Genomic DNA, 19,356 nt, shown 5'->3' on the forward strand with positions numbered 1-19,356 from the left:
TATACGTGACGGCGGCGGGCGAGGCGGCGAGGAGCGGGCCGACGCGCCCGAGCCCACGACGGCGAGAAGCACCGCCCCCCGGCGCGAGCCGTAACGGGCGGACGCATGGCCGGGGCGGCGGCAGGCGAGCGGGCCGCACGTCCCAGAAAACGCAAGAGGCCGCGTCGGCGCGGAAGGGCGTCGGCGCGGCCTCAGCGGCACGATCAGGCGATGGCGGAGCCGAAGTCCTTGTCGGAGTAGGGCCCGATCACCGCGAGGGTCAGCGGCCGGTTGAGGACGTCCTCGGCGACCGCGGCGATCTCCTCGGGGGTGACCGCCTCGATCCGCCCGAGCACCTCGTCGACCGTCATGAGCCGCTCGTACACGAGCTCGCTCTTGCCGATCCTGGACATGCGCGAGCCGGTGTCCTCAAGGCCGAGCACGAGCCCGCCGCGCATCTGGCCCTTGCCGCGGGCGATCTCCTCGGGGGTGATCCCCTCGGCCACGACCCTGGCCACCTCGTCGCGGCAGATCTTCAGCACGTCGTCCACCTTCGAGGGCAGACAGCCCACGTAGATGCCGAACTGGCCGGTGTCGGCGTACTGCGAGGTGTAGCTGTAGGCGCTGTAGGCCAGGCCGCGCTTCTCCCGGATCTCCTGGAACAGGCGCGACGACATGCCGCCGCCGAGCGCCGCGTTCAGGACGCCGAGCGCGAAGCGCCGGTCGTCGTTGCGGTGGAACGCGGTCATACCGAGGACCAGGTTGGCCTGCTCGGTCGGCCGGTCGACCACCCGGACGCCGGTCCTGACGTCCACGCCGGGGCCGCCGATGCGCGGCGGCGCGGGCTCGGCGGAGCCGCCCAGCGCGCCCGCCCGCTCGTACGCCGCCGCGACCAGCGCGACCACCCGCTCGTGGTCCACGTTGCCCGCCACCGACACGACCGTGCGGGGCGGGACGTAGAACCGCTGGTAGTACTCGCGGATGCGGTCACGGGTGAGCGCGTTGATCGACTCCTCGTTGCCGAGGATCGGGCGGCCGATCGGCGTGTCGCCGTACAGCTCGGCGGAGAACTGCTCGTGCACCACGTCGGAGGGATCGTCGTCGTGCATGGCGATCTCCTCCAGGATCACGCCGCGCTCCGACTCCACGTCCTCCTCGGTGATCAGCGAGGAGGTCACCACGTCGGCGAGCACGTCGATCGCCAGCGGCAGGTCCTCGTCGAGCACCCGGGCGTAGTAGCAGGTGTACTCCTTGGCGGTGAACGCGTTGATCTCACCGCCGATGCCCTCGATGGACGCCGAGATCTCCATGGCGTCGCGCGTGGGCGTGCCCTTGAAGAGCAGGTGCTCCAGGAAGTGGGTGGCTCCCATGTGCTCGGGGGCCTCGTCGCGTGAACCGATGCCCACCCACAGGCCGACCGCCACGCTGCGCACGGTCGGCATCGTCTCGGTCACGACCCGAAGGCCGCCGGGGAGGACGGTGCGGCGGATGACCCCCGCGCCGTCCTTGCCCGGAAACAGTGTCTCGGTCGTCACGAGTTGCGCTCGTCCCGGCCGCCACGAGTACGGCTGCGGCTGCGGCGCGGAGTCCGCGGCTGCTCCTCCTCCGCCGGCGCGGCGCCGGCCTCGGCCTGAGCGGGCGCGGCCTCGCCGTTGTCGGCACCGGCGGCCTTCTCGGCGGCCTCCTTCTCGACCACCTCGACCGGGACCAGCGAGAGCTTGCCGCGCGAGTCGATCTCGGCGATCTCCACCTGGATCTTCTCGCCGACGTTCATGACGTCCTCGACGTTCTCGATCCGGCGTCCGCCGTGCAGCTTGCGGATCTGCGAGACGTGCAGCAGACCGTCCTTGCCCGGCAGCAGCGAGACGAACGCGCCGAAGGCGGCGATCTTGACGACCGTGCCCAGGTAACGCTCGCCGACCTCCGGCATGTGCGGGTTCGCGATGCCGTTGATCAGCGTACGGGCCGCCTCGGCGGACGGGCCGTCGGTGGCGCCGATGTAGATCGTGCCGTCGTCCTCGATGGTGATCTCGGCGCCCGTGTCGTCCTGGATCTGGTTGATCATCTTGCCCTTGGGGCCGATGACCTCGCCGATCTTGTCGACCGGCACCTTGATCGTGATGATGCGCGGCGCGGTCGGGTTCATCTCCGCCGGGGAGTCGATGGCCTCCTGCATCACGTCGAGGATCGCCAGGCGGGCGCCCCTCGCCTGCTTCAGCGCGGCGGCGAGCACGTGGGCCGGAATGCCGTCCAGCTTGGTGTCGAGCTGGAGCGCGGTGATCAGATCCTTGGTGCCGGCGACCTTGAAGTCCATGTCGCCCATGGCGTCCTCGGCGCCGAGGATGTCGGTCAGCGTGACGTAGGTGTCACCCTCGCCGATGAGGCCCATCGCGATGCCGGCGACCATCTCCTTGAGCGGCACGCCCGCGTCGAGCAGGGCCATCGTGGAGGCGCAGACCGACCCCATCGAGGTCGAGCCGTTCGACCCGATGGCCTCCGACACCTGCCGGATGGCGTACGGGAACTCCTCGCGCGACGGCAGCACGGGGATCAGCGCCCGCTCGGCCAGCGCGCCGTGGCCGATCTCGCGGCGCTTCGGCGAGCCGACGCGGCCCGTCTCACCCGTGGAGTACGGCGGGAAGTTGTAGTTGTGCATGTAGCGCTTGGTCCGCTCGGGATTGAGCGTGTCGATCATCTGCTCCATGCGCAGCATGTTGAGCGTGGTGACGCCGAGGATCTGCGTCTCGCCCCGCTCGAACAGGGCCGAGCCGTGCACCCGCGGTACCACGTGGACCTCGGCGTTGAGCTGCCGGATGTCCTTCGGGCCGCGGCCGTCGATGCGGACGCCCTCGTTGATGACGCGCTCGCGCATCAGCTTCTTGGTGAGCGACCGGAACGCGGCGCCGATCTCCTTCTCGCGGCCCTCGAAGTCGGGCAGCAGCTTCTCGGCCGCGAGCATCTTGACGCGCTCGATCTCCAGCTCGCGCTCCTGCTTGCCCGCGATCGTCAGCGCCGCGGCGAGCTCGCTCTTGACGGCGGCGGTCACGGCCTCCAGGGCGTCGTCCTGGTAGTCGAGGAAAATCGGATACTCGGCGGTCGGCTTGGCGGCGACCTCGGCCAGCTTCGACTGGGCCTCGCAGAGCACCTTGATGAACGGCTTGGCGGCCTCCAGGCCCTGGGCCACGGCCTCCTCGGTCGGGGCGACCGCGCCCTCGGCGACCAGCTTGAGCGTGTCGCGGGTCGACTCGGCCTCGACCATCATGATCGCGACGTCGCCGTCGGCCAGGACGCGCCCGGCGACGACCATGTCGAACGTGGCGCGCTCGAGCTCGGTGTGGGTCGGGAACGCCACCCACTGGCCGTCGATCAGCGCGACGCGCACACCGCCGATCGGGCCGGAGAACGGCAGCCCGGCGAGCTGCGTGGACATGCTCGCGGCGTTGATCGCGATCACGTCGTACAGGTGCTCGGGGTGCAGGGCCATGACCGTCGCGACGATCTGGATCTCGTTGCGCAGGCCCTTGACGAACGACGGGCGCAGCGGCCGGTCGATCAAACGGCAGGTCAGGATCGCGTCCTCGGACGGCCTGCCCTCACGGCGGAAGAACGAGCCGGGAATGCGGCCGGCCGCGTACATCCGCTCCTCGACGTCCACCGTCAGCGGGAAGAAGTCCAGGCTCTCCTTGGGATGCTTGGACGCGGTGGTCGCGGACAGGATCATCGTCTCGTCGTCCAGGTACGCGACGGCGCTACCCGCCGCCTGCCGGGCCAGCCGCCCGGTCTCGAACCTGATCGTGCGCGTGCCGAAGGGACCGTTGTCGATAACGGCCTCTGTGCTGTGGACACCCTCCACGGGGGACCTCCTCTTCGGGTCGGTCTCCCCGCGTCCTCTTTTTCGCCGGGCTCCCCGTTCAGGTGCAGTGCCGGTCTTCGATCGAAGCGCCCGGTCCGTCCGCGCGGCTGTCGCCGCGCCGACCGGGGGCCACTACCGAGGACCGGCCCTCTCACGCCGCGGGATCGCGCTGCGGCTTGCTTGCGGACGCGGGGCACTGTGTCTCGGCTATTCAGTTGTCTCGGCTATCGAGTTGTCATGCTCAGCCATTGTGGCTGGTTATGGAAAAGGAGCGGCGAAGAATCGCCGCTCCTTCCTCACCTTATCGGCGAAGGCCCAGCCGCTCAATGAGCGAGCGGTAGCGGGTGATGTCCTTGGCCTGCAGGTACTTCAGCAGCCGGCGCCGGCGGCCCACCAGCAGGAGCAGACCACGGCGGCTGTGGTGGTCGTGCTTGTGGGTCTTGAGGTGCTCCGTGAGGTCGCTGATCCGCTTGCTCAGAAGCGCGATCTGGACCTCCGGCGACCCGGTGTCACCCTCGCTGGTGCCGTACTCGCTGATGATGGACTTGGTGGTAGCGGCGTCAAGCGACACTGCTTCTCCATTCTGGTGAAATGGCACGCGCAACGGTTCCCATCCCGCGAACGACCGTGCGTGCCTACAGTCGCCGTGACAGGACAGCCGGGTGGCTTACACCACCTGAGCATGGCTGACATACAACCTTACCAGCCCGTAGGACACGCCGCGTCACGCCTGCCCTTCAGGACGTGAACGCCCGCGCCCTGGCCACGTCGTCGTGCATCTGCTCGATCAGCGCCTCGATCGAGTCGAAGCGGAGCGTGTCGCGCAGCCGGGCGCCGAAGTCCACGGCCACATGCGCGCCGTACAGGTCCAGGTCGTCGCGGTCCAGCGCGTACGCCTCGACCGTGCGCTCCACCCCGTCGAACGTGGGGTTGGTCCCGATCGAGATCGCGGCAGGCCAGCGCTCCCCCTCGTACGGCGAGGGGCTCTGGGTGCACTGCAGCCACCCCGCGTAGACGCCCTCGGCGGGGATGGCCGTGTTGGGCGGCGACTCGACGTTCGCGGTGGGGAAGCCGAGCGCCCGGCCCCGCTGGTGGCCGCGGACCACCACGCCCTCCACCCGGTGGGGACGGCCCAGCAGGGCGGCCGCGCCCTCGACGTCACCCTCGGCCAGCCGCTCCCGGATCACCGTGGAGGAGATGGCGTCGCCGTCGCTGACCAGGGGCACGCCCTCGGCCGTGAAGTCGTACTTCTCGCCCAGCGTCCGCAGGGTCTCCAGGTCGCCCGACGCCTTGTGGCCGAAGCGGAAGTTCTCCCCCACCACGACCCCGGCGGCGTGCAGCCGGTCGACCAGGGCCGTCTGGACGAACTCGTCCGGCGACATCCGGGAGAACTCCAGCGTGAACGGCAGCACGCACACGGCGTCGACGCCCAGCGCGTGGAGCAGCTCGACCCTGCGCTCGGTGGTGGTGAGCCGCGGCGGGTGGCTGCCGGGACGCACCACCTCGTCGGGGTGCGGGTCGAAGGTGATCGCCACGGCGGGCAGCCCCAGCTCGCGGGCCATCTCGACCGCTCGGGCCACCATCCGCTGGTGACCGAGATGCACGCCGTCGAACACGCCGATCGTGACGACGGACCTGCCCCAGTCCTGCGGGACCTCGTCCAGCCCGTGCCAGCTCTGCACCTCGACCTCGCTTCTGTGTCCGATTGCCGTGCCGTCGGCGAGGCGGCCGTATCGCCTCGTCTGGGAACCGCGCAGTAGACAAGACTGCCATGCCCCGGGGGGTGCCGAGGCACCAGCCCCCGGCCTCAGGAGACGAAGACCACCAGAGGCCGGGCCGTCCCGCCCCGCTCCTCGGCGAGCGCGAGCAGCGTGCCGTCCGGCCCGAAGACGCCGATCGGGCCAGGCCCCAGGCCCGCCGCGCGCAGCCGCCCGCCGTGGGCGACCAGCCGCGCCTCGTCCTCGCCCACGTCCCTGCGGGGGAAGGCCGCCGCCACCGCGTCGGCCATGGGCATGATCACGCACTCCCGGGAGAGATCCTCGATCGTGCGCGCCGCCTCGATTCCGTACGGCCCGACCCGGGTGCGGCGCAGCCGGGTGAGATGGCCGCCGACGCCGAGCGACGCGCCGAGGTCGCGGGCCAGCGCCCGGATGTAGGTGCCGCTGGAGCAGGTGATCACGGCGTCCAGGTCCACCGTCTGCGGGGTCCGCCGGATCTCCCCCACCTCGAACGCGTGGATCGTGACCGGCCGGGCGGCCAGCTCCACCTCCTCGCCGGCGCGGGCCCGCTTGTAGGCCCGCTGCCCGTCGACCTTGATGGCGCTGACCTGCGGCGGCACCTGCATGATCTCGCCGGTGAGCGCGGCGACGCCCTTGTGCACCTGGTCGTCGGTCACGTGCCCGGCGGCGGTGGTGGCGACCACCTCGCCCTCGGCGTCGTCGGTGTTCGTCGTCACGCCGAGGCGGATCGTGGCCTCGTAGACCTTCTCGGTCAGCGCGAGGTGCCCGAGCAGGCGGGTCGCCTTCTCCACCCCGATCACCAGCACGCCGGTGGCCATCGGGTCGAGCGTGCCCGCGTGACCGACCTTGCGGGTGCCCGCGATGCCGCGCATCTTGCCGACCACGTCGTGCGACGTCCAGTCGGCCGGCTTGTCCACGATGATCAGGCCGCTCGGCGGCGGCGTCCTTCTCGCCTTGGGCGTGCTCATGACCGGCTCCCTTCCGGAGCGAGGAGGGGACGCAGTGCGGCCATCGTGTCCGCCACGGACAGCGCCGAGGAGAACCCTGCGGCACGCGCGTGGCCGCCGCCACCGAGCGCGGCGCAGGCCCGGGCCACGTCCACCGCGCCCTTCGACCGGGTCGAGACGTTCCAGCCGCCCTCGTCGTCCTCCTTGAGCACGACCGCGACCTCCGCCTCGTCGACCCGGCGCACGACGTCGATCACGCCTTCCACCTCGTCGTACGGCAAGCCCTCGGCGGCGCGGTCGGCACGGCTCACGTAGGTCCACACCAGGCCCAGGCCGCCCGCGGCGTCCGGCTCCAGGGCGGCCCGCCCGAGCGCCGTGCCGAGCACCCGCAGGTACGCGAAGGGCGAGCGGTCCCACAGTTCCCTGGCGATCTCCTCCGGGCGCAGCCCCGTGGCCAGCAGCCGGCCGGCCATGGCGTGCGCGGCCGGGGTGGTGATGGAGTGCCGGAAGGAGCCGGTGTCGGTCACCAGCCCCGCGTACAGGCAGGTGGCGACCTCACGGTCGACCGGGAGACCGAGCCGGTTGAGGAGCTCCTCGACGACCATCGTGGTCGAGGCCGCCCCGGGGTCCACGAGGTGGACCGTCCCGAAGCGGGTGTTCGACACGTGGTGGTCGATCACGAGGAGTTCGCGGGCCTTGCCCGCATGGGGCGCGAGCAGGCCCAGCCGCTCCATCGTGGAGGCGTCGAAGGTGATCATCAGGTCGGGCTCGGCGGGGTAGGCCGAGGGCTCGACCAGCAGGTGCTGGCCGGGCAGGAACCGCAGCAGCCGGGGCACGGCGAACACCCGGTCGCCGAAGGACGCGACGACCTTCCTGCCGGTGGCCGCGAGCGCCAGCCCGAGGCCCAGCATCGAGCCGAGGGCGTCCCCGTCCGGGGACACGTGACAGGCGAGCGCCACCGTGCCGGCGGCGCTGATCAGTTCGGTCGCACGCCGCCAGTCCGCCTCGCCGGCGGCGCTTTCGTTCGTGGTCACCGGGCGGGGTGCCCCGCGCGGCCGGTGGGCTCGTCCTCGCCCTCCTCCTCGGCCGCCTCGGCGTCGAGGTCGTCCTCGAAGCGGTAGGGCTCGGCGTCCCCGGCGAACTTCGCGCCCTCCGCCTGGCGTGCGATCTCCGCGTCCTTCTTCTTGGCCAGCTCGAACAGGTCGTTCATGTGGCGGGCGCTGTCCGGAAGCGGGTCGTGCACGAACGTCAGGCCGGGGGTGTGCCGCAGGCCGGTCTGCCGGCCGACCTCGGAGCGGATGATGCCCTTCGCGCTCTCCAGGGCGGCGGCCGTGTCGGCACGCTCCGCCTCGGAGCCGAAAACCGTGTAGTAGACGGTCGCGTCGCTCAGATCCGCGGTGACCCTGGCGTCGGTCACCGTCACGAACCCCAGCCGCGGATCCTTGATCCGCCGCTCCAGCATCTCCGCGACCACCTGCTGGATGCGATCGGCCAGCTTCCTGGCACGCGCTGCGTCCATGCTCACGCTCCCTCGTATCTGTACGGCTGACGCGCGGGCCCCGGCCGTCTATTCCTCGTGGTCGTTGAAGAGCCGCCGCCGCGCGGACAGCAACTCGATCTCGGGGTGGTAGGCGACCAGGCGTTCGCAGGCGTCGAGCACCTCGTCGCAGTTGGCCGCGGACGCCGACACCACGGCGACGCCGATCTCGGCGCGCCGGTGCAGGTCGAGGTGGCCCGCCTCGGCGACGGCGGCGGCGGGATACTTGCGCTGGATCTCGGCGATGAGCGGCCGGACCACCGAGCGCTTCTGCTTCAGCGAACGGACGTCGCCGAGCAGGATGTCAAGAGTAAGAGCACCGATGAACATGGGTCGTCACCACGTCGGCGAACGTCCGGCCGCCGCCCCCGCGCGTGGCGGGGGCGGCGGAACGGCGCGTCAGACGCGCGGCTTCTCCTGCATCTCGAACGTCTCGATGACGTCCTCGACCCGGATGTCGCTGTAGCCGATACCGATACCGCACTCGAAGCCCTCGCGGACCTCGGTCGCGTCGTCCTTGAAGCGACGCAGCGACGAGACGGTGAGGTTGTCGGCCACCACGACGCCGTCGCGGATGAGCCGGGCCTTGCTGTTGCGGGTGATGACGCCCGAGCGGACGATCGAACCGGCGACGTTGCCGATCCGCGGGACCTTGAAGACCTCGCGGATCTCGGCGGTGCCGGTCCTGACCTCCTCGAACTCCGGCTTCAGCATGCCCTTGAGGGCCGCCTCGATCTCCTCGATCGCCTGGTAGATGACCGAGTAGTAGCGGATGTCCACGCCCTCGCGCTCGGCCAGGTCGCGCGCCCGCACCTCGGGACGCACGTTGAAGCCGATGATGACGGCGTTGTCGTCGCCCATCGCCAGGTTGACGTCGTGCTCGGTGATGGCGCCGACCGCGCGGTGGAGCACCCGCAGGCGCACCTCGTCGCCGACGTCGATCTTGAGCAGCGCGTCTTCCAGTGCCTCGACGGAACCGGAGACGTCACCCTTGATGATGAGCTTGAGCTCGTCGACCTGGCCCTTCTCGAGGTCCTTGAACAGCTCCTCGAGGGTGCGGCGACGGCCGGACCTGGCCATGTCGGCGATGCGCTGCCTGGCCGCCCGCTGCTGGGCGATCTGGCGGGCCATGCGGTCGTCGGTGACGACGATGAAGTTGTCACCGGCGCGCGGGACGGCCGTCAGACCGAGGACCAGGACCGGACGCGACGGGTCGGCCTCTTCGACCGTCTCGCCGTTGTCGTCCAGCATCGCGCGGACGCGGCCGAAGGCCTCGCCACAGACGATCGAGTCGCCCACCCGCAGCGTGCCGCGCTGCACGAGCACGGTCGCCACCGGGCCGCGGCCCTTGTCGAGGTGCGCCTCGATCGCGAGTCCCTGAGCGTCCATCTCCGGGTTGGCCCGCAGGTCGAGCTCGGCGTCCGCGGTCAGCAGGATGGCCTCGAGCAGGTTCTCGATGCCGATGCCCTGCTTGGCCGAGATGTCGACGAAGAGGGTGGAGCCACCGAACTCCTCGGCCACCAGGCCGTACTCGGTGAGCTGGGCCCGCACCTTGGTCGGGTCCGCGCCCTCCTTGTCGATCTTGTTGACCGCCACCACGACCGGGACGTTCGCCGCCTGGGCGTGGTTCAGCGCCTCGATGGTCTGCGGCTTCACACCGTCGTCGGCCGCGACCACCAGCACCGCGATGTCGGTGGCCTGCGCACCACGGGCACGCATGGCGGTGAACGCCTCGTGACCCGGGGTGTCGATGAAGGTGATCTTCCGCGGCTCGCCCTCGTGCGTCGTCGCCACCTGGTAGGCGCCGATGTGCTGGGTGATGCCGCCGGCCTCGCGGGCCACCACGTTGGTGTGGCGGATCGCGTCGAGCAGCTTCGTCTTACCGTGGTCGACGTGACCCATGACGGTCACGACCGGCGGGCGCGGCGCGAGGTCGGCCTCGTCGCCCTCGTCCTCACCGAACTCGATCTTGAAGGACTCGAGGAGCTCGCGGTCCTCCTCCTCCGGGCTGACGACCTGGACGTCGTAGTCCAGCTCGGCGCCGAGAAGCTGAAGCGTCTCCTCGTTGACCGACTGGGTCGCCGTCACCATCTCGCCGAGGTGCAGCATGATCTGCACGAGCGAGGCGGGGGTGGCGCCGATGCGATCGGCGAAGTCCGACAGGGACGCGCCGCGCGGGAGGCGGATCGTCTGGCCGCCGCCACGCGGAACCTGCACGCCGCCGATCGCCGGGGCCTGCATGTTGTCGAACTCCTGGCGCCTCTGGCGCTTGGACTTGCGGCCACGGGTCGGACGGCCCCCCGGACGCCCGAACGCGCCCGCCGTGCCGCCACCGCGACCACGGCCGCCGCCACCGCCGGGACGGCCGGCGAAACCGCCGCCGCCACCACCGGGACCGCCGCCCGGACCACCGGGACGACCGGCACCCGCGGCGCCGGGACGCGGACCGCCGAAGCCGCCACCGGGACGACCACCGCCGCCACCCGGACGGCCACCGCCGCCCGGACCACCGGGACGACCGCCGCCACCGGGACCACCGGGACGACCGCCCGGCGCGGCCGGACGGCCCTGCGGCATCATCATCGGGTTCGGACGCGGACCACCGGGACGCGGGCCACCGGCTCCGGGGCCGGGGCGCGGACCGCCCATGCCCGGTCCCGGACGCGGACCCGCAGGCCCGGGACGCGGACCACCGGCGCCCGGAGCGCCGGAACGCGCGCCCGGCGGACGCGGCATGGCTCCGTCGCGCGCGCCGTCACGACGCGGCTCGCGAGGGGCTCCGTCACCACGGTCAGGACGGTCCCCACGGTCGGGACGACCGCCGTCACGGCCGCCGGGCCGCGCGGGGCGCTGGCCCATGCCGCTGGCGGTCGAGGAGAACGGGTTGTTGCCCGGACGCGGGCCACGCGGGCCCGGCTTGGGCGCACCGGGACGCGGAGCGCCACCGGTGGGCGCGCCGGGACCGGCGGGGGCGCCGCCCGGACGCGGAGCCGGCGCCGGCCGGGGACCCGGCTTTGGCGCGCCGGCGCCTGGGGCGCCCGGCCTCGGGCCTGCGGCCGCCGGACGCGGCCCCTCGGGACGGGGCGCCTGCGGGCGGGCGGCCTCGGGGCCGGGTGCGCCCGGCTGGGACACCGGCGGGTGAGGCATCGGAACCGGACGCGGAGCGGGCCGCGGGCCGGGCTTCGGACCCGGCTTGGCCACCGCGCCGGTGGACTGTGAAACGGGCGCCTGCGCGGCGCCCCCGTTGGCCTGGCTCTCTGCCGGCCTCGGCGCAGGCTTCGGCTGCGCCGGACGGGCGGGCTTCCCCCCGCCCTTGGAGGCGTCACCCTTGAACGCCTCGGTCAGTTTGCGGACGACCGGCGCCTCTATCGTCGAGGACGCCGACCTCACGAACTCGCCCATTTCGGTGAGCTTGGCCATCACGACCTTGCTCTCGACCCCGAACTCCTTGGCGAGCTCGTATACCCGGACCTTCGCCACTGCACTCCCTAACTCGGCCCGGGAGGCTCGCAGTGCCGCCGGACCGTCGCTACCTGAACGTACTCATCGCCGCGTGCTCATCAGGCGCTCATAGCAATCTGACTCCGCCCATCAACTCGGCGTCCTACATGACAATTTCGTCGTGCCCTGGCTCCCGGAGCCGATACCGAGGGCCAGCGGTAACCATTCACCCGGACCGTCCCGGCGTCAACCCCTCCAAATGAGCCCGCAGCAGCGACGTATCGAGCGGTCCCTCCACGCGAAACGCGCGTGGGAACGCCCGGCGACGCTCGGCGAACTCCAGACAGCGCGGGGACGGATGCAACGAGGCACCACGTCCCGGGAGCCGTCCTCGCGTGTCGGGGACGATCACGCCCTCGACCACGACCAGGCGGAGCAACTCGGACTTTACCGTGCGAACCCGGCAGCCCACACACGTTCTCAGCGGGGCTGCCTGGTAACCATATTCCAGCTTACCTTGCCGACGCATCAGCGGGATCAGCAGGTGCCTGCTCGGTGTCCGGACGGATGTCGATCCGCCAGCCCGTAAGACGGTTGGCGAGGCGGGCGTTCTGGCCCTCCTTGCCGATCGCCAGGGACAACTGGTAGTCGGGCACGATCACACGCGCGGTGCGGCTCTCGGCGTCGACCACCTCGACACGGGAAACACGCGCGGGCGACAGGGCATTCCCGACGAACTCGGCCGGGTCCTCCGACCAGTCGATGATGTCGATCTTCTCGCCGTGCAGCTCCGTCATGACGTTGCGCACGCGCGAGCCCATCGGGCCGATGCAGGCGCCCTTGGCGTTGACGCCGGGCTTGCGCGACCGCACCGCGATCTTCGTGCGGTGGCCGGCCTCGCGGGCGATGGCCGCGATCTCCACGGTCCCGTCGGCGATCTCCGGCACCTCCAGCGCGAAGAGCTTCTTCACGAGGTTGGGGTGCGTGCGCGACAGGGTGACCGACGGCCCCTTGGGCCCCTTCTTCACCTGCACCACGTAGCAGCGGATGCGCTCGCCGTGCGCGTACTCCTCGCCCGGCACCTGCTCGTTGTGCGGCAGGATCGCCTCGATCTTGCCGAGGTCGACCAGCACCACCCGCGGGTCCTTGCCCTGCTGGATGACGCCCGCGACCAGCTCGCCCTCGCGGCTGGCGAACTCGCCGAAGTTCACCTCGTCCTCGGCGTCGCGCAGCTGCTGGAGGATCACCTGCTTGGCCGTGGTGGCCGCGATCCTGCTGAAGTTGGACGGGGTGTCGTCGTACTCCCGCACGACCTCGCCGTTCTCGTCCAGCTCGGCGGCCCAGATGATCACATGGCCCGTGTCGCGGTCCAGCTCGGCCCGCGCCTTCTGCGCCGCGCCCTCCGTGCGGAAGTACGCGATCAGCAACGCGTCCTCGATCGCCTTGACGACCAGGTCGAAGGAAATGTCCTTCTCCCGCTCCAGGCTGCGCAGGACGCTCATGTCAATGTCCACAAGGCTCCCCCTAGCCCTCGTCGTCGGCGTCGTCGATGTCTTCGTCGACATCGAGGTCTTCGTCAAGTTCGTCGTCGAGCCCGGCGTCGCGCCGGTTGAACTCGACCTGCACGCGGCCGCGCACCAGCTCGCCGTACGCGATGCGGCGCGCGCCGTCCAGCTCCACATCGGTCTCGCCGGCCTCGGTCACCCGGCCCTCCACGGAGGTGCCGTCACGCAGCTCGGCCTTCACCAGCCGCCCGCGCGCCCGTCGCCAGTGGCGCGGCTCGGTGAGCGGCCTGTCGACTCCGGGAGAGGTGACCTCGAGGACGTACGGGCTGCCGCCGAGGACGTCCACCTCGTCGAGCCGCTTGGAAACGGACTGGCTCACGTCGGCCACGTCGTCGAGGCTCACACCGCCGTCCCGGTCCACCACGACGCGCACCAGCCGCCGGCGGCCCGCCGGTGTGACCGTGACGTCCTCCAGGTCGAACCCCTCGGCGGCGACGACCGGGCCGAGCAGCTCAACCAGGCGGCCGCGTCGAGCGTCGCTGCCCATGCCGACCTCCCAAATGACCGTGTGGCTGTGATCGTTGCCTGTGACCGTAGTGCCCAAGCCCCTGGTGCCCAAGCCCGATGTGCCAACAGCCTATCGACACCGGGAGGTGGAAACAGCGCCACACCCGGGCGGCGATCCGACACGGGCACGATCGACACGGTCACGGGCGATGACCAGTGCGCGCCGCGCCGTACGATGCTGTGTCGTGAGACACAGCGGCGGGCCACGGGTGACGAGACGCGTGTTGCTGGGCTCCGCCGCCGCTGCCGGTCTGGCCGCGGCGGGGTGTTCCCCGGCCCCGCGGAAGCCTGCCGCTCCGGCCGCTCCGGATCCGCAGACCGTGCTGCTCACCTCGCTGATCACGGGCAAGGAACACCTGGTCTCGCTCTACGGGCAGGCGGTCGCCGCCCGGCCCGCCCAGGCCACCGCGCTGGAGCCGTTCCGTCAGCGTCACGCGGCGCATCTCCAGGCGCTGCGCGCGCTCCTGCCCGCCGGGGGCGGAACGTTCCCCGCGAGCCCCGCGCCGCCGGCCTCGTCCTCCGCGGCCCCGTCGCCGTCCGCCGTGTCCGCCGTGTCCGTCGTGTCCGTCGAGACGCTCAGGGACGCCGAACGGCGCGCGGCGTCGGCGCGACCCGCGCAGATGGCCACGGCCTCCCCCGCGCTCTCCCAGCTCCTGGCGAGCATCGGCGCGTGCGAGGCCGTCCACGTCGTCGCCCTGGGGAGGGTGCGTGACTGAGAGCGCGGCCGAGCCCTCCAAGGCGCCCACCGGCGACGCGCTCGACCGGGCCCTGTCCGCCGAGCACGCCGCCGTGTACGCCTACGGAGTGATCGGCGGGAAGACCAGCGGCGCGCTGCTCAAACGCGCCACCGCAGGGTTCGACGCCCACCGGGCACGGCGCGACCAGCTCCGGACGCTCATCACCCGGCGAGGCGGCACGCCCGCCGAGCCCGGCCCCACCTACCTGCTGCCTTTCGAGGTGCGCAAACCGGCCGACGCGGTGCGTCTGGCCGTGCTGGTGGAGCAGCGGGTGACCACCGCCTCCCTGGAGCTCGCCGCCGACCGCGACCCGGCGCTGCGGCGGCTCGCCGCTCTGGCCGCGCAGGAGTGCGCGACCCGCGCGTACGGCTGGCAGCCGAAGATCGGCGACCCGTTCCCGGGCATGGGCCGCGGCGGCGCCGACGTCGACGCCGCCCCTGCGGAGGAAGCCGGGTCAGAGGAGGCAGGGTCAGAGGGGGCAGGGTCGGATGCCGCTTCCTCCGAATCGGCCGGGGCGGACGCCGCCCCCGGCCAGGAGGCCCGGCCGGAGCAGTCCGCCCAAGGCGGCCAATAGGGCCCTCGCCCTGGAGTTCAGCAGGATCCGCCCCGGCGAGTAAGCAGCGCGACCCACGGACGGCGCACAACGACACGGTCCCGCCGCCCCGGCACCGGGAAGCCCTGCCGGAACAGTCCGGCCCAGCGAGCCGGCAAGGTCGCGCGGCCCACGGAGCAGCGCCCCACAGGCACAGCAACGCGGCGCCGCCGCCCTCGTCAGGAGGCCCATCCCGGCTCGATGGGCCGGCACCGCGGACGGCGGCCCACGACAGCGCTCAGCGACACGGCGCCGCCGCCCCCTTCGTACGGGGACGGCGGCGCCGTGTGGTGATCAGATGTGCCCGGCGATCAGGCCCGGCAGGCGGCCAGCACCCGCTCGACGGCCTCGTCCAGCGGGATCTCCTCCTTGGTCCCGGTGGCCCGGTCGCGCAGCTCGACCACGCCGTTGGCCAGGCCCCGGCCGACGATCAGCACGGTGGGCAGGCCGAGCAGCTCGGAGTCCTTGAACTTGACGCCGGGCGACACGCCGGGGCGGTCGTCCACGAGCACGCGCAGCCCCCGCGCCTCAAGGGTCTCGGCGAGGTTGCTCGCGACCTCGATCTGGTTCTCCTTGCCGGTGCCCACGATGTGCACGTCGGCGGGCGCCACCTCCCTGGGCCACACCAGGCCCAGCTCGTCGTGGCGCTGCTCGGCGAGCACGGCCACCGCCCGGGACACGCCGACGCCGTACGAGCCCATGGTGATGCGGATGGGCTTGCCGTCGGGCCCGAGCGCGTCGAGCTGGGCGGCGTCGGCGTACTTGCGGCCGAGCTGGAAGATGTGGCCGATCTCGATGCCCCGGTCGATCGACAGCGGGTGCGCGCAGCGGGGGCAGGCGTCGCCCGCCCGCACCTCGGCGGCCTCGATGGTGCCGTCGGGCTGGAAGTCGCGGCCCACGACCACGTGCGCGGCGTGCTTGCCCGGCTCGTTGGCGCCCGTCACCCAGGCCGAGCCCTCGACCACGCGGGGGTCGACCAGGTAGGTGATCCCCAGCTCCTTGAGCACCTGGGGGCCGATGTAGCCGCGCACCAGGCCGGGGTGGCGGGCGAAGTCCTCGGCCTCGAAGATCTCCGGCACGCCGGGCGCGAGCGCCGCCTCAAGGCGCTTGAAGTCGACCTCGCGGTCGCCGGGCACGCCGACGATCACCGTCTTGACCTCGTCGGAGCCCGGCGTACGGACCTTGACGACGAGGTTCTTCAGCGTGTCGGCTGCGGTGATGTCCAGGCCGTACGTCTCGTTGACGTACGAGACGAGCGACTCGATCGTCGGGGTGTCGGGCGTGTCGAGCACCTTCATGGGGGGCTGCTCGGCGGTGACGGCGGGCGGCGCGGGCGTGACGACCGCCTCGGCGTTGGCCGCGTATCCGCAGTTGTGGCAGGCCACGAAGGGGTCCTCACCGGTCGGGCAGGGGGCGAGGAACTCCTCGGAGGCCGACCCGCCCATCGCGCCCGACATCGCGAAGCAGATCTTGTAGTCGATGCCGAGGCGATCGAAGATGCGGATGTACGCCTCGCGGTGCATCTCGTAGGACCGCTTGAGGCCGTCGTCGTCGAGGTCGAAGGAGTAGGAGTCCTTCATGACGAACTCGCGGCCGCGCAGGATGCCCGCCCGGGGCCGGGCCTCGTCGCGGTACTTCGTCTGGATCTGGTAGAGGGTGACGGGGTAGTCCTTGTAGGAGGAGTACTCCCCCTTCACCATGTCGGTGAACATCTCCTCGTGGGTGGGCCCGAGGAGGTAGTCGGCGCCCTTGCGGTCCTTCAACCGGAACAGCGTGTCGCCGTACTCGGTCCAGCGGCCCGTGGGCTCGTAGAAGTCCCGGGGCAGCAGCGCGGGGAACAGCACCTCCTGCGCGCCCATCCGGTCCATCTCCTCGCGCACGACCCGCGCGACGTTCTCCAGCACGATCTTGCCGAGCGGCAGCCAGGAGTAGATGCCGGGCGCGACGCGGCGGATGTAGCCGGCGCGGACGAGCAGCTTGTGGCTCGGCACTTCCGCGTCCGCCGGATCCTCACGCAGGGTGCGCAGGAACAGGGTCGACATACGCAGCAGCACGGCTACTCCTTGCTCGTAAGAGGTCTCGTCCGCGGCGCCCCCTCGGGGTGCGATGCGGATCTCCTCACGGACCCTCGGAGACGACCGGAGGGACGAGACGAAGACGATGTGCCCCCAAGGCTATCGACTCCGGGGGCCACACCGCCTCACGTAAAACGAACGGCGAGCCGATACAGGGCCGCCGGCGTCAGCCGCCGAGCAGTTCCTCCCAGTGCTGACGGCCCCGTCCACCCGTGCCGACCGAGCCTGCCGGGCCGTCCAGCGCCGCCGACAGCCGCCACAGGCCGGGCCTGGTCCGCAACCGCTCCATGCCGAACGGGTCGATGGCGCGCAGCACGAAGGTCACGCCCATCACGTTCAGCATCGCCGTGGACGTGGTCGCCGGGCCCGCGGGGGCCGCCCGTACGGCGTCCTGGCCGGGCTCGCCGATCCGGTCAAGGAGCTGCGCCGCCACCTCGGCGGCGTACGGGCCGTCGCGCCACTCGATGTGCCAGGAGCGGTCGGTGCCCCGCCACCATGTCAGGTCGCGGCACGCCTCCAGCGTCTCCGCCTCACCGGATAAGGCGGCCATGACCCGCCCCAGTGCCTCATACCTCAGCCCGTCCGGCACGGAGCCGGACGGCGGCGCGTCGCCGTCCTCTTGACCGTTCTGCGGGCCGGGCACCGTGGCCGGTGAGGCCCCGGGCTCGTCCCGCCCCCCGCGGAGTCCCCTCATGTCAGGGAGGGTGCCACCGCCCGGCCTTCTCGTCCGCGGGTTTCCCCGTCTTTTAGCCCCACTGCCCACGGGCATCACTTTGATCGTGGCCGCATGGTCGCCGCAACCCCGCGAACCATCACAACACGGATGACAATCCGGTGTGCGCGGCACGGCGTTCCACTGGCAGTGCAACCGGCGGTGATAAAGAATCACAGACAGGGAGCATCCGCAGATGCTGGAGGCCATGGTGACACTGCGCGTCGCGATCGTCGGGTCGGGCCCGGCCGGCATCTACACGGCCGAGGCGCTGGTCAAACAGTCGCAGGACCCCGTCGAGGTGGACGTTCTCGAACGCCTGCCGACACCGTACGGGCTGGTCCGCTATGGCGTGGCGCCCGACCACACGTCGATCAAGTCGATCGCCGGCTACCTGCGCAGGGTTCTGGAGACCCCGGGGGTGCGCTTCCTGGGCGGCGTCGAACTGGGCGCCGACCTGTCGGCGGACGACCTGCTGTCCTGCTATGACGCCGTCGTCTACTGCACGGGCGCGATGGTCGACAGGCACCTCGGAGTCCCGGGCGAGGACCTGCCGGGCAGCGTCGCGGCGACCGACTTCGTCAACTGGTACTGCGGCCACCCCGACGTCCCGCCGGACACGTTCTCCCTCGACGCGGAGGAGGTCGTCGTCATCGGCGTCGGCAACGTCGCCGTGGACGTGGTGCGGATCATGGCGAAGACGGCCGACGAGCTGCGCGGCACGGACGTGCCCGAAGAGGTGCTCGACCGGCTGGCCGCCTCCAAGGTGAAGCGGATCCACATGGTCGGCCGGCGCGGGCCCGAGCACGCGAAGTTCACCCTGAAGGAGCTGCGGGAGCTCGGCGAGCTGCTGAACGCCGACGTCCTCACCTATCCCGACGAGGTCGCGGTCGCGGACCTGACCACGCTGTCGCGCCAGGTCAGGGGCAACGTGGACGTGCTGCGGTCGTGGTCGGAGCGCAAGCCTTCCGACCGGCCCCGCCGCCTGGAGGTGCGTTTCTGGCTGCGCCCGGTGGAGATCCTCGGCGTGTCCCGGGTCGAGGGCGTACGGCTGGAGCGGACCCGGCTGGAGAACGGGCGGGTCGTCGGGACCGGCGACTTCGAGACGATCCCGGCGGACATGGTGATGCGCTCGGTGGGCTACCAGAGCGTGGCGCTGCCCGGGGTGCCGTTCGACCCGGCGACGATGACGGTGCCGAACGTCGCCGGCAAGGTGACCGACCGGCAGTACGTCGCGGGCTGGCTCAAGCGCGGGCCGACGGGCGTGATCGGGACCAACAAGTCCGACGCCGCCGAGACCGTGCGCACGCTGCTCGCCGAGGTGGTGCCGGGAACGGCGACCGCCCGGCTGGACGACCTGCTCGCCGCGCGCGGGCTGAGCCCGGTGACGTACGAGGACTGGCTGGCGATCGAGGCCGCGGAGGCGGCGCTGGCCGGCAGCCTCGGGAGGGGCGAACGGGTGAAGCTGGTGGGCAGGGACGCGATGCTGAACGCGTGCGGCCGGCTCTCCCGCCCAGGCGGCGCGTCCTGACAAGGACCGGGGCCTGACAAGGCCGCGTCCTGGCGAGTGCCGGGTCCTGATGAGGGCGCGCCCTGACGAGTGCCGCGTTTCTGGCGGGTGCCAGGCTCTGGCGGGTGTCGATTTCTCGCGGGTGCCGGGTGCTGACGGGGG

General features: G+C 71.7%; 17 protein-coding genes. 3 read left to right on the forward strand and 14 right to left on the reverse strand.

Annotation, left to right across the window (positions count from 1 at the left end; genetic code table 11):
- Nucleotides 1-203 precede the first annotated feature (203 nt).
- The 12 genes from FLV34_RS15255 to rimP all read right to left on the reverse strand — a co-directional run bounded on the left by FLV34_RS15255 (nt 204) and on the right by rimP (nt 13,548).
- Nucleotides 204-1,514 carry a pitrilysin family protein gene (locus FLV34_RS15255; protein WP_142649927.1) on the reverse strand — a complete coding sequence of 437 codons (1,311 nt, stop codon included), beginning with the start codon at nt 1,512-1,514 and terminating at the stop codon, nt 204-206.
- On the reverse strand, nt 1,511-3,832 hold the full coding sequence (locus FLV34_RS15260; RefSeq protein ID WP_142649928.1) for a polyribonucleotide nucleotidyltransferase: 2,322 nt from the start codon (nt 3,830-3,832) through the stop codon (nt 1,511-1,513). The genes FLV34_RS15255 and FLV34_RS15260 overlap by 4 nt, the downstream gene beginning before the upstream one ends.
- 301 nt (nt 3,833-4,133) lie before the next feature.
- Entirely contained in the window at nt 4,134-4,403 is a 270-nt protein-coding gene (gene rpsO / locus FLV34_RS15265) for a 30S ribosomal protein S15 (protein ID WP_142649929.1), read from the reverse strand.
- 166 nt (nt 4,404-4,569) lie between these two features.
- Nucleotides 4,570-5,514: a bifunctional riboflavin kinase/FAD synthetase gene (locus tag FLV34_RS15270; RefSeq protein WP_142649930.1), complete on the reverse strand. Its 945-nt coding sequence runs from the start codon at nt 5,512-5,514 to the stop codon at nt 4,570-4,572.
- Between the two features lie 125 nt (nt 5,515-5,639).
- Nucleotides 5,640-6,539 carry a tRNA pseudouridine(55) synthase TruB gene (gene truB, locus FLV34_RS15275; protein WP_142649931.1) on the reverse strand — a complete coding sequence of 300 codons (900 nt, stop codon included), beginning with the start codon at nt 6,537-6,539 and terminating at the stop codon, nt 5,640-5,642.
- Nucleotides 6,536-7,552 (reverse strand): bifunctional oligoribonuclease/PAP phosphatase NrnA, encoded by a 1,017-nt coding sequence (locus tag FLV34_RS15280; protein ID WP_142649932.1) that lies wholly within the window; start codon nt 7,550-7,552, stop codon nt 6,536-6,538. The genes truB and FLV34_RS15280 overlap by 4 nt, the downstream gene beginning before the upstream one ends.
- Nucleotides 7,549-8,037 (reverse strand): 30S ribosome-binding factor RbfA, encoded by a 489-nt coding sequence (gene rbfA / locus FLV34_RS15285; protein WP_147943406.1) that lies wholly within the window; start codon nt 8,035-8,037, stop codon nt 7,549-7,551. Before rbfA ends, FLV34_RS15280 begins: the two co-directional genes overlap by 4 nt.
- A 48-nt stretch (nt 8,038-8,085) precedes the next feature.
- A complete protein-coding gene (locus tag FLV34_RS15290; RefSeq protein WP_142649934.1) occupies nt 8,086-8,385 on the reverse strand; it encodes a DUF503 domain-containing protein in 300 nt (99 codons plus the stop codon).
- A 69-nt stretch (nt 8,386-8,454) separates the two neighbouring features.
- Nucleotides 8,455-11,535, reverse strand: a complete 3,081-nt coding sequence (gene infB / locus FLV34_RS15295) for a translation initiation factor IF-2 (RefSeq protein WP_147943407.1) — start codon at nt 11,533-11,535, stop codon at nt 8,455-8,457.
- Nucleotides 11,536-11,722: 187 nt separating this feature from the next.
- Entirely contained in the window at nt 11,723-12,025 is a 303-nt protein-coding gene (locus FLV34_RS15300; protein ID WP_142649936.1) for a YlxR family protein, read from the reverse strand.
- On the reverse strand, nt 12,009-12,998 hold the full coding sequence (gene nusA / locus FLV34_RS15305; RefSeq protein WP_051762251.1) for a transcription termination factor NusA: 990 nt from the start codon (nt 12,996-12,998) through the stop codon (nt 12,009-12,011). The genes FLV34_RS15300 and nusA overlap by 17 nt, the downstream gene beginning before the upstream one ends.
- A gap of 22 nt (nt 12,999-13,020) precedes the next feature.
- Nucleotides 13,021-13,548: a ribosome maturation factor RimP gene (rimP, locus tag FLV34_RS15310; RefSeq protein ID WP_142649938.1), complete on the reverse strand. Its 528-nt coding sequence runs from the start codon at nt 13,546-13,548 to the stop codon at nt 13,021-13,023.
- Between the two features lie 205 nt (nt 13,549-13,753).
- Between rimP and FLV34_RS15315 the strand changes: the two genes are divergently transcribed.
- Both FLV34_RS15315 and FLV34_RS15320 read left to right on the forward strand, forming a co-directional pair.
- The gene (locus FLV34_RS15315; RefSeq protein ID WP_147943408.1) at nt 13,754-14,284 is read left to right on the forward strand and encodes a hypothetical protein; all 531 of its coding nucleotides are present in this window, start codon (nt 13,754-13,756) and stop codon (nt 14,282-14,284) included.
- Nucleotides 14,277-14,879 carry a ferritin-like domain-containing protein gene (locus FLV34_RS15320; protein WP_222709520.1) on the forward strand — a complete coding sequence of 201 codons (603 nt, stop codon included), beginning with the start codon at nt 14,277-14,279 and terminating at the stop codon, nt 14,877-14,879. The genes FLV34_RS15315 and FLV34_RS15320 overlap by 8 nt, the downstream gene beginning before the upstream one ends.
- 329 nt (nt 14,880-15,208) lie before the next feature.
- Here the strand turns inward: FLV34_RS15320 and FLV34_RS15325 are convergent, their stop codons facing one another.
- Together FLV34_RS15325 and FLV34_RS40460 are read right to left on the reverse strand one after the other, a co-directional pair.
- Entirely contained in the window at nt 15,209-16,951 is a 1,743-nt protein-coding gene (locus FLV34_RS15325; RefSeq protein ID WP_187280645.1) for a proline--tRNA ligase, read from the reverse strand.
- A 187-nt stretch (nt 16,952-17,138) separates the two neighbouring features.
- Nucleotides 17,139-17,666, reverse strand: a complete 528-nt coding sequence (locus tag FLV34_RS40460; RefSeq protein ID WP_185949033.1) for a hypothetical protein — start codon at nt 17,664-17,666, stop codon at nt 17,139-17,141.
- 214 nt (nt 17,667-17,880) lie between these two features.
- Here FLV34_RS40460 and FLV34_RS15335 point away from each other — a divergent pair, with 214 nt between their 5' ends.
- Nucleotides 17,881-19,215, forward strand: coding sequence for an FAD-dependent oxidoreductase (locus FLV34_RS15335; protein ID WP_205830694.1), 1,335 nt, complete (start codon nt 17,881-17,883; stop codon nt 19,213-19,215).
- The last annotated feature ends 141 nt before the right edge of the window (nt 19,216-19,356 follow it).

Origin of the sequence: Microbispora sp. CSR-4, from assembly GCF_008033685.1 — a bacterium.
Lineage (GTDB): Bacteria > Actinomycetota > Actinomycetes > Streptosporangiales > Streptosporangiaceae > Microbispora.

What these genes read in the sequence shown, in the direction of transcription:
- truB (WP_142649931.1), bottom strand. Translation starts at nt 6,539, where the DNA reads ATGAGCACGCCCAAGGCGAGAAGGACGCCGCCGCCGAGCGGCCTGATC.
- rbfA (WP_147943406.1), bottom strand. Translation starts at nt 8,037, where the DNA reads ATGGACGCAGCGCGTGCCAGGAAGCTGGCCGATCGCATCCAGCAGGTG.
- FLV34_RS15290 (WP_142649934.1), bottom strand. Translation starts at nt 8,385, where the DNA reads ATGTTCATCGGTGCTCTTACTCTTGACATCCTGCTCGGCGACGTCCGT.
- FLV34_RS15300 (WP_142649936.1), bottom strand. Translation starts at nt 12,025, where the DNA reads ATGCGTCGGCAAGGTAAGCTGGAATATGGTTACCAGGCAGCCCCGCTG.
- nusA (WP_051762251.1), bottom strand. Translation starts at nt 12,998, where the DNA reads ATGAGCGTCCTGCGCAGCCTGGAGCGGGAGAAGGACATTTCCTTCGAC.
- rimP (WP_142649938.1), bottom strand. Translation starts at nt 13,548, where the DNA reads ATGGGCAGCGACGCTCGACGCGGCCGCCTGGTTGAGCTGCTCGGCCCG.
- FLV34_RS40460 (WP_185949033.1), bottom strand. Translation starts at nt 17,666, where the DNA reads ATGAGGGGACTCCGCGGGGGGCGGGACGAGCCCGGGGCCTCACCGGCC.
- FLV34_RS15335 (WP_205830694.1), top strand. Translation starts at nt 17,881, where the DNA reads ATGCTGGAGGCCATGGTGACACTGCGCGTCGCGATCGTCGGGTCGGGC.